This window comes from Nostoc foliaceum FACHB-393, assembly GCF_014698505.1.
Lineage (GTDB): Bacteria > Cyanobacteriota > Cyanobacteriia > Cyanobacteriales > Nostocaceae > Nostoc > Nostoc foliaceum_A.
Genome location: NZ_JACJTD010000066.1, coordinates 26,637 through 34,642 on the forward strand (window position 1 = coordinate 26,637; position 8,006 = coordinate 34,642).

The window sequence follows — 8,006 nt, forward strand, 5'->3', positions numbered from 1 at the left end:
GATTTTCACTCCCGGTTGACAATAACAATAATCTCTGTTCCTTGTCCAGGTTGGCTTTGAATCGCCAGGTGTGCCCCAATCTGTTCTGCTCGCTCGCTCATTCCCAATAAACCAAAGCCACCAACTGATGAAATGCTCCCAACCCCAAAGCCTTGTCCATCATCTTTAATGTGCAGAAGACATTGAGTATCGTCATACACTAGCTCAACCAGAATTCTACTAGCATTTGCGTACTTGATGGCGTTTGTTAAAGCTTCCTGTGCAATCCGTAGTAAGTGATTTTCCACTTCAGTTGGAAGAGAGTAAACTATACCCTTGCTTTCGTAGATTAAAGTGGTCTTAGTAGTTGACCGCATTTGAGTTACAAGGCGGTGTAGAGCATTCTGTAAAGTACTCTCTTCTAACAACTGGGGACGGAGCGCTACCACTGAACGACGAGCTTCAGCAAGTCCGGTTCGAGCTAATTCATCAATCTTTTCCAGCCTTTCCAGATATATCTGAGCAGATCCCGAATCATCTACCAGCATTTGTGTTACAGATCCTACATGGAGCAAAACGCCTGTAAAAGCCTGTGCTAATGTATCGTGAATTTCTCGTGCCATGCGGTTGCGCTCTTCCAGAATTGAAGCTTCCTCAGCACGTTTGCGATCGCTGATATCTGCAATCAAACCATAGTATCCTTTCACTTGACCATTGTCATCGAAATCAGGGATGAGGGAATTACTGATATATTTCTTACCAAATACACAAGGAATTTCTGCCTCATAGGTTGTGATTTGCCCTTCCAGTGCTTGATTGATGTATGGTTGTACAACTTGATAAGACGCTTCACCCAAGTTTTCGCAAACATGCTTGCCCAGAATCTCACCTGGACTACGGTGAAACCATTCCTCGTAAGTGCGGTTGGCAAACCGATAACGCTGGTTGGCATCTACATAGGTGATACAAACAGGTAGAGCGTCCGTAATCACTCGTAATTCCTGTTCTCGATGGCGTAGTTCTGCTTCGCTTTGCTGTAAAGCTGCTGTCCGTGCTGCAACCTGTTGCTCTAAGATGCGATTATAATCAGCAAGTAGTTGTTCAGCTTTCTTGCGTTCGGTAATATCTTGAAAGGCAACGATTCCATAAACTACATTGCCCTGTTCATCAAAGACAGGAGTGCCCCATACCTCAATTGGAATGGTTGCATTGTTCTGCCGGATATCTACATCATCAATCTTGGTACGTTCGCCGCTTAATGCCCGGATGGCTGGCAGTCTCTCTGTTGGATAGATTTGATTCGTTCCGGTCACATAGAACTGATAAACCTCAGCGATTTGATTGGGTGGTACAGAAGGATCAATCGCTTTGCCCATTAGCTGGATACCCCGTTGATTGGCGTAATAAGGGCGACCCAGCGCATCGATTATGCCTATTCCCACTGGAATCGCTTCTAGAAATTGAGCCATCTGACTTTCGCGTGCGCAAAGCTTTGAGTAGAGTTTTGCATTTTCGATCGCAATTGCTGCCTGAGTAGATAGTAGATTTAGAAGTTGCGAGCGCTCTGCTGTGAATGCCCCAGTTACTAATCGATTTTCCAGATACAGTACACCAACAAGTTTACTTTGATTCAACAGAGGCAAACAAAGAAGTGATTTCGTTTGGTTCTGCTGAATATATGGCTCATTGATGAAATTACCTTCACGAGTTGCATCATTTAAGATGACAGATTCATGAGTCCGAATCACATAATAAATGATGGATTCGGGTAAGCGATTTACCATTGAAATCGATTGCAGTACTTGTGTAGTACAAACATTTGCACCATCAGCCAGTTCACAAGCAGCCTCGATCGCCCATTCTCCTGCGTTTTCCAAAATCAAGCACCCAGTTTGTGCGCCAGCATTCTCAATTAATATCTGCATCAAAGAATTGAGTAACTGATCCAGTTCAATTTCGCGAGAGATGGCTTGGAATGCTCTGATTACTGTTGCTAAATCGAAAGCAATAGATGAGGTGTTAGAAGTAGTTCCAGCAGTGGTGTGAACTGGTGTGGGAGACACATTCAGCGACTGAGGAAAAAATTGTGGATAGCGAGTCTCTAAATCTTTGGCTTTTGCGGTTGCTCCCCACCGCTCATAGCAGTAATGGGCTTCCTTCATATAAAGATGAGCAAATTTTTCTCGACCACGAGCCAAGTAATGTTTGGCAGCTAACTCATAGCCTAAAGCTTCTTCTTGAAGGTACTCGTTTTTTTTAGCACCAAGAATTGCTTGTTCGTAAAACTCCTCTGCTTCAAAAAACTGACCCAAAACTCGTGCTTTCTCTGCCTCAACTAACTGAAATTTATGCAAAAAATTCATGGGGCCGTGGTGTGCCCATTTCTGCATCTTCTCTTGGTTGGCGTTAACGCGATTCAACCAAGCTTCTTTTTCAGAGTTTGAAGCATCCGCAAACAAGCTCAAAAATATGAGGGAATCATAGAAATGAAATGGAGGTACAGAGACTAATGCTGTGGCTGCGCTTAAATATTGTTCTGACAAAGTAGCCGTTTTTGCAGCTTGCTCATAATCCCCGAACAGGTAGCATAAAATCAGCTTATTTAAGTAAAAGTAGTGAAGGCTAGTTCCATCCTTGACCGCGATCGCCTGTGATAGTGCTTGCTCTTCGTCATAGAGACAACCCACTAAGCGACTTGGATTTTCAGATTGACCCCGCAGGTTAAGGATCGTTTGCTGCAACATTGCAAGCCAAGTGGAAACAGTTTCTCGTCTAATTTGACTGGTGGCTTTACGATAAATCGCTGTTTGTTGTTCCAGTTCTGTCAGTTCTTGTCCTGCAAAAAAGGGGCAATAACATAGGCTAAATGCACAATAACCTGCAAATTCAAACTCTCCACTTTCTATCCCGCTTTGATAAGCATCCGCTAAAGCGGGGAACGTCTCTTTCAGGTGGGCTTTCCAGTGAATGATATGGAAATTCACCATCAGCAATGCTTTGCAGTTACCTCTCTTGTTATTTAATCTTTTCGCTAAATTTAAGGATAGTTTGCCAAATCGATAGCCCAGTTCAAGGTCTTGTACAACTCCACATAGCATCATGCCATAGGCAGCATAACCGAGAAGCGACCAGATAGCGTTTCCATGAGCGATCGATAAATTCACCATCTTGCAGACAATCAGCACCATCAGAGGGGGTGACACATTAAAAGCTGCTCCCACTGTGCTGACTAAAATGTAGATTGCTGCCAGTGGCACAGGTTCAGTCATCTCTGGCAGATCGATTAAATTTTCGATTTCTTGCCCAGCTAATCGTGAAGCTGTTTCCTCTAATCCTGCTTGAACGTCTAACTGACTTGGGGCTTCTACTAAACTAATTCCCAAGAGTTGCAGCACTTCCAAACCAGCTTTTAGTGCTTCTTTAGGGTTTCCTCGCGCCAGCCATGCTTGAATTCTGCTATCGTAAGCTTTCACTTTATCGAGTGCTGTCTTCGCACGGTTGAGGACTTCTTCTACAAGCCGCTCCATTTCGTCAAAGTGACCACTAAGGTATGCGGCCTCTGTTGCCTCTGAATGCAACGCTAAAGTTAGGTCATACTCACACTGCCAACTTTCCACATCAAGGAGTTTAAGCCCTGCATTGAAATACTTGAAAGCTGCTTCATAAGCCGTCGCTGCCAGTGCTTTTTGACCTGCTTGCAAATTCAGTTTGGCAATCTCATTCCGTTGGGATTGCTCACTGATTAACTCGGTTCCATAATTCAGATGGTCAACGATTTCAAATAAACGCTCTGCTCGCTGCTCTGGCGAAGTCTTTTCAAGTAAATTACGACCGATTTGCAGATGTACTCCAAGTTTTTGCGACTCATCGATTAAGGCGTATGCAGCTTGCTGTACGCGATCGTGCAAAAACTTATATTCTTGAACTAACAAGTTTTCATCTAATTCAGATATAGGTTGAATTAATCCAGCTTGAATGGCTACTAGTAAATCTAAAGAAATTGCTTTAGGAGATTGCTCGCAAACGATCGCTAACGTATTTAAATTAAATTCAGCACCGATACAAGCTGCTAACTGGAGAATTTGCTGTGTGTTTTCTGGTAATTTATTTAACTGGGTGAGTAGCAACTCCACCACATTATCGGTAATATCCTGGGCTTGAATATCAGCAATGTTCCATTGCCAGCATAAGTGTTCAGTATCAAAGGTCAGCAGATTTTCGCTATGCAGCATTCTCAAAAATTCACCGCCAAAGAAAGGATTGCCCTCGGTTTTACGCAGTACTAACCCAGCTAAGGAACAAACGGTGTCTGCATTCTGATGTAGCGTCTCGGCAATTAACTGACTCAGTGGCTCAAGCGTTAATGGTGTTAGGATGATTTCCTGAAGTACCACCCCTTGTTTTCGCAGTCTTAAGAGCGTTAACATCAACGGATGCGTTGGATTTACTTCATTATCTCGATAAGCTCCAATTAAAAATAGGAATTGGGTTTGTTCATCGAGTAACATCAGCTCGATTAACTTCAGCGTTGCTGAGTCTATCCATTGCAAATCATCTAAAAAGATAACAAGCGGGTGTGACTTTGAACAAAACACCCGCACAAACTTCTGAAAAATTAGATTGAAGCGATTTTGAGCTTCAGTTGCTCCAACTTCTGATACAGGCGGCTGCTTGCCGATAATTAATTCAACTTCGGGGATGATATCAATAATAATTTGTCCGTTGGTTCCCAAAGCCGTTAGCAAGCGCGATCGCCATTGTTGCACTTGCTCGTCTGGTTCACCGAGCAATTGTTGTACCAATTTTTGCAGGGCATGAGCGATCGCGCTGTAGGGAATATTGCGCCCAAATTGGTCAAACTTACCAGAAACAAAATAGCCACGTTTTGCAGTGATGGGCTTGTAGAGTTCTTGTACTAACGCAGATTTGCCAACCCCAGCGTAGCCAGATACCAACATCATCTCGACTTGGAATTGAGAATTTCCTTGATTCTTGACTCTCAATTCTTCATTCCGCGTTTGTGCTACTCTGTCAAACGCTGCTAATAATGCTTCAATCTCTGCTTCGCGTCCATACAATTTTTGAGGAATTTGAAACCGATCCGAAACGTCTTGAAGACCCAGTTGAATGCCATTGATTTTATCGGTTTGTGCAAACTGGTGAAGACCGATTTCTAAATCTGCTTTGATCCCCCAGGCACTTTGATAACGATCCTCTGCGTTTTTCGCCATCAATTTCAAAACGATATCTGAAACGGCTTTAGGGATCGCTGCATTTAGTTCGTGAGGTGGAAGTGGCTGTTTAGCAATATGACAATGGACTAGCTCAAGGATGTCTGTTGTGAGAAACGGCAACTGTCCAGTGAGCAGTTCGTAGAACGTCACACCAAGGGAGTAAAAATCGGTGCGGTAATCGAGCAAACGGTTCATCCGCCCGGTTTGCTCTGGAGATAAATATGCAAGTGTTCCTTCTAAGATATGAGGACTTTTAAAAGTCGGATTCGTGCGGTTAAATTGGGTCGCAATCCCAAAATCAATAATTTTGACAACGCCAGTATCGGGATTGAGGACGATGTTTCCAGGGTTAATATCTTTATGAATGATATTGGCTACATGGATTCTGCCCAAAATGTCGGTGAGGGCGATCGCCAAATCAAGAAAAGTCGATAAAGGCATCGGGCAGAAAATATCTGGACGCTTTTGCATCCATTGCTCTAATGACTCTGCCCCAAAATCTTCTAAGAGAATCACCAGAGTGCGTTGATAATCCTGCTGGTTGTATGCCTTGACAACTCCTTCCAGATTCAGGGAACAGGTAATTTTATATTCCTGCCTGTAGCGGGTTAGTTCTTGAGGTGAGGGATAATCTTGCTTGAGTATTTTTACAACGATCGCTACTCCATCCTCTCTAATGCCCCGATAAACCAGAGAATTAGAACTTTCGTATATCTTGTCTTGGATGGCAATACCAGGTAGAGCAATCATAGAGCAACTCTTGAAAGGATAATCTGGCATAACTCAAACTATACAGCAATCCAGATATCACATTTTTCATCTTCTGAAATTTTATTTGGTTTTGTTCATTTCTAGCCAGTTGTCCTTGATCTCCAGGTAAATTCTCCAACCACTCGATAATTTGTTGCCTAAACTAAGTACCATCTTGCCGCTTAAGTATACAAGTATAACTGTATCATAGTAAGCGGGAAGACCAATTAACTTGTCATCGTCGCTAAATGAAACCGCTAAAATCCCCTTCTTGTCTTTGGCCAAAGTTTTGAGCAATTTGCCTTGGCGACCAATTGTCTTTGATGCAGTTTCATGGAAGCGATTGTCGCTTGCTGTGCACAGAAGCAAAGATCATTTCATCAAGAGTAAGGTGTGATAGTTGGCATTGTGCCTGTCAATGCCCAGTTGCCGACTTCCCGAATTTTGTAGTCCACAGGATCGTGGAGCGTTGCTGTACGGAGGTTTCGCCAGTAGCGATCAAAGTCATAACTCCGTGCTGTGGCGCTTGCACCCATCACATCAAACATTTCCGTTGTAATTGCTAAACCAATTTTGGTGACGAATGCTTTTGCTGTGTAAACAGAGATCGCCGCTTCTCCTCTTTGTTGGGCTGTTAAATTAATGCCCTTTTCGATGGCAGTTTGCAGTAATTGGGCTGCTCGATCCGTAAGTAAGGTTGCTGCTTCTAACTCCATCCAAAATTCACCGTAATGATGCAGAATGTAAGGATCTTGAATCGCCTGTTCTACCCCTGATGTAATCCAAGGGCGAGTTTTAGTTGTAGTGTATTCTCGTGCAGTTGCAAACGCACCTTGAACAATGCCTAGATAAATGTTGACCTGGTTGAGTTGCTTGGAGACATTGAGTAGGGTGGCGATCGGGCTGTCACTTGGATAAATAGAAGTTAGAATTTCATCTGGTGTCACCAAAACTTGCTCAAACGTGACGCTACCTGAGTCAGTTTGGCGTTGCCCCATGTTGTCCCAATCTTCATTAAAGTGAATGCCGGGGCGATCGCTAGGAACAACTGCAATTACGGGCTGCTTAGAATCAGCACTTAAGGCACTGACAATCATCCTGTCTGACAGGCTTGCTCCTGTAGCAAATCGCTTGATGCCATCGAACTGCCAGCCATGCTTAGTCGGAGTTGCCACCAATCTTGGGTCAAGCGCATTGGCTGCATTTGCCCAAAACCAGTTGTGCTGCACTGTATCTAAGTAGAGTTGTTCTACTTGTGTAGGATTGCTGGTTGACAGTGAGCTGACAATCGTGGTGTGATTGCCAAACAGTTGACCGATAGAGCTATCAGCTTTGGCAAACTCGCGGATCAACCCAAAGATTTTGACCCAGGAAGTTTCCTCCAATCCCCCATAAATCGTAGGAATCACCAGATTGAGTAGACCGCTTTGACGTAACTGCTCAATCTCATGGATAGGACGGCTGCCACCATTGCGATCGCCTTCGGCGCAGCGAAGTTGATCGCGCTCTGCGGCTGTTTTGGCAAATTCCTGGGCAAGTTGATGACCGATAGAGAGAAAATTAAGCGGTTTTGTTGTTTCTAGTAATTGCATCATATTTAGTTCTCCTTGGAAACTTTATTTTTTTCGCTGCCTCATTTGCTTGGTAGATTATCAGGCGATCCCAAAATCTCGTCGCCAATTTCAGCAGAAATACGTTGAGCTAACTCCATATCTGGTATTTCGTTTTCGTTCTGCGTTCCCACCTCTGCAATTAGTCGTGCAAAGGCACTAGGAGAAGCAACCATCAACCCGCGAGCTGGCTTGTCGCTCAAAACGCCGATCACATGGGCGGTACCAGGAGGAATCAGGAAAGTTTCGCCAGCTTTCAGCACAGCCTTGTTTTCACCTGCCCAGACCGTGAACTCCCCTTCAAGCTAGGGTGTTGACTTTATAGGAAAATCGCCCAAAAAACTTCATGCAGTATCTGTGTCTTCATTGAAGATCGAAAATACAGTTTTTCTTTTTGAGAGCATGGACTGACCAAAAACTTGAGATGACCAGG

General features: G+C 43.9%; 3 protein-coding genes and 1 pseudogene. All 4 read right to left on the minus strand.

Features of this window, described 5'->3' with window-relative positions; all coding sequences use genetic code 11:
• Window positions 1-5 precede the first annotated feature (5 nt).
• Window positions 6-5,963, minus strand: a complete 5,958-nt coding sequence (locus H6G92_RS31865; RefSeq protein ID WP_190899945.1) for an AAA family ATPase — start codon at window positions 5,961-5,963, stop codon at window positions 6-8.
• A gap of 81 nt (window positions 5,964-6,044) precedes the next feature.
• Complete coding sequence (locus H6G92_RS31870) at window positions 6,045-6,332, minus strand: hypothetical protein (protein WP_190899947.1); 288 nt, start codon at window positions 6,330-6,332, stop codon at window positions 6,045-6,047.
• 11 nt (window positions 6,333-6,343) lie between these two features.
• Complete coding sequence (locus tag H6G92_RS31875) at window positions 6,344-7,558, minus strand: acyl-CoA dehydrogenase family protein (RefSeq protein WP_242059387.1); 1,215 nt, start codon at window positions 7,556-7,558, stop codon at window positions 6,344-6,346.
• A gap of 38 nt (window positions 7,559-7,596) precedes the next feature.
• Window positions 7,597-7,866, minus strand: a pseudogene (locus H6G92_RS31880) (cupin domain-containing protein); the annotation flags it as partial.
• Between the last annotated feature and the right edge of the window lie 140 nt (window positions 7,867-8,006).